Source organism: Arthrobacter sp. JCM 19049 (assembly GCF_001310435.1).
In genome coordinates this window covers 1-1,711 of record NZ_BAXF01000455.1, presented here as the reverse complement: position 1 = coordinate 1,711, position 1,711 = coordinate 1, and the positions used below count along the sequence as shown (strand labels likewise).

3 protein-coding genes are annotated in these 1,711 nt (G+C 64.5%); 1 reads left to right on the top strand and 2 read right to left on the bottom strand.

Features of this window, described 5'->3' with window-relative positions; translation table 11 throughout:
• Window positions 1–116: 116 nt before the first annotated feature.
• A complete protein-coding gene (greA, locus tag JCM19049_RS13330) occupies window positions 117–605 on the bottom strand; it encodes a transcription elongation factor GreA (RefSeq protein ID WP_054821828.1) in 489 nt (162 codons plus the stop codon).
• A 344-nt stretch (window positions 606–949) separates the two neighbouring features.
• The gene (locus JCM19049_RS13325; protein WP_054821827.1) at window positions 950–1,342 is read right to left on the bottom strand and encodes a DUF4307 domain-containing protein; all 393 of its coding nucleotides are present in this window, start codon (window positions 1,340–1,342) and stop codon (window positions 950–952) included.
• A gap of 210 nt (window positions 1,343–1,552) precedes the next feature.
• Here JCM19049_RS13325 and JCM19049_RS13320 point away from each other — a divergent pair.
• On the top strand, window positions 1,553–1,711 hold a 159-nt coding region (locus tag JCM19049_RS13320), incomplete at its 3' end, for a PIG-L family deacetylase (protein WP_279403213.1).

The following is a 1,711-nucleotide window of genomic DNA, read 5'->3' as shown; positions in this document are numbered from 1 at the left end:
CGGCTCAAAGACCGCACCCCCGGTGCCCGCGTAGAAGCGCGGGCACCGGGGGTGCGGCTAGTTTTTCGCGGGGCGGGGCCGGGACCGTGGTCCTGGGCCTCGCTGCCCTTGCGTGGCTAGAAGGGCTTGGCGGAGACAATCTCCACGGCGATGTCACGGCCGTTGGGGGCCAGGTAGCTGAGCTTGTCGCCCACCTTGGCACCATGGATGGCCTGCCCGATGGGGGACTGCTCCGAGTAAACTTCCAGTTCGCTGTCGCCAGCGACCTCGCGGCTGCCGAACAGGAAGGTGGTCTCATCGCCGGCGATCTTGGCGACCACCAGCATGCCCGGCTCAACCACGCCGTCATCGGCCGGAGGCTCCCCGACGTGGGCGCGACGCAGCAGGTCGGTCAGGTACACGATGCGGGCCTCGGCCTTGCCCTGCTCCTCGCGGGCGGCGTGGTATCCGCCGTTTTCCTTCAAATCGCCCTCGGACCGGGCCTGCTCGATGCGGGCGACGATCTCAGCACGCCCCGGGCCGGAGAGGTAATCCAGTTCCTCTTTCAGGCGGTCGTAGGCTTCCTGAGTCAGCCACACGACAGGTTCGCTACTGTTGGTGCTCACGTTGTACTCCCTCATGATCAGTGAAAGACTTCGCCCTGCCGGCGCTCCACCCGGTAGGGTAGAACACCGACGGCGTCCACCGCATGCACGGAAGGACGCCGGGCGAAGTCTGTGTTGTTACGTTTCTGCCGGCTCGACGCCAGGGGCGCCACAAGCAAAAGACCCCGCAGACGCAATGGAGCGAACCAGCGTGGTCCACTCCCTGGGCCGTTGCGGGGCGAATCGTACTTTCATCGATGATAGTCGTGATCGGGCAATAAACCCAATAGATCGACTGCCGTGCAAGAAACTTTCAGGAAATGTTACCGCCCCTAAAACCCCCTGGAACCGGGGCCCGGGCGGCGCTAGAAGTCCTTGGGCACCTTGTAGCAGTCCTCGATGCCGGCGGTGGTGGCCAGGTTGTCCGTACGCAGCGGGACGTCGAGCTTCAGCTGCACGTGGCGCGGGTTCTCCTCGGCCTCCAGGACCACCGTCTTGAACCCGACCACCGCGTAGCTGTCGTTCATCGCCCGCACTTCGCACTGCACCCGGTTCTTCGAGTCGTAGGAGACCTCCACGGTGGCCACGGCCTGGGTGGGTGAGATGATCTCAAAGCCCACGTCCTGGGAGGAGATCGGGGTGAAGTTGTTGATCCCGGCGTATGCCGCACCCACCACGCCCACGCCCAGGGCCCCGGCAATCAGCCAATTGCGGGTCTTGGGCGGCAGTCGTTTCTTGGGTGTGTGGTAACGACCCATTAAGCTGGGATCAGACATGCAGCGCCTCTTGGTACTCTCTCAACAATCCGAATGGGACCAGTCTCCAGTCTACTGGCCAACGCGCGGAAGGAATATTCCGCGGCCGGTGAGAGTTGTCATGACGGGGTGCCGCGCCGGGCTTTGCCCCGGCCCGAGGCACCAGAGAACGCAAAAGGAAAGAGCTTAGTGGAGAGTCACGACGTGAAGAAGATGGCCCCGTCCCAGGGACTGCGGCTGCTGGCAGTCCATGCCCACCCCGATGACGAGTCCTCCAAGGGCGCGGCCACCATGGCCGCCTATGTCGACGCCGGCGCCGAGGTGATGGTGGTGACCTGCACCGGCGGTGAACGCGGGGACATCCGTCAATGC

Excerpts from the sequence above, each read along its gene's own strand:
- JCM19049_RS13325 (WP_054821827.1), bottom strand. The coding sequence starts at position 1,342 with ATGGGTCGTTACCACACACCCAAGAAACGACTGCCGCCCAAGACCCGC.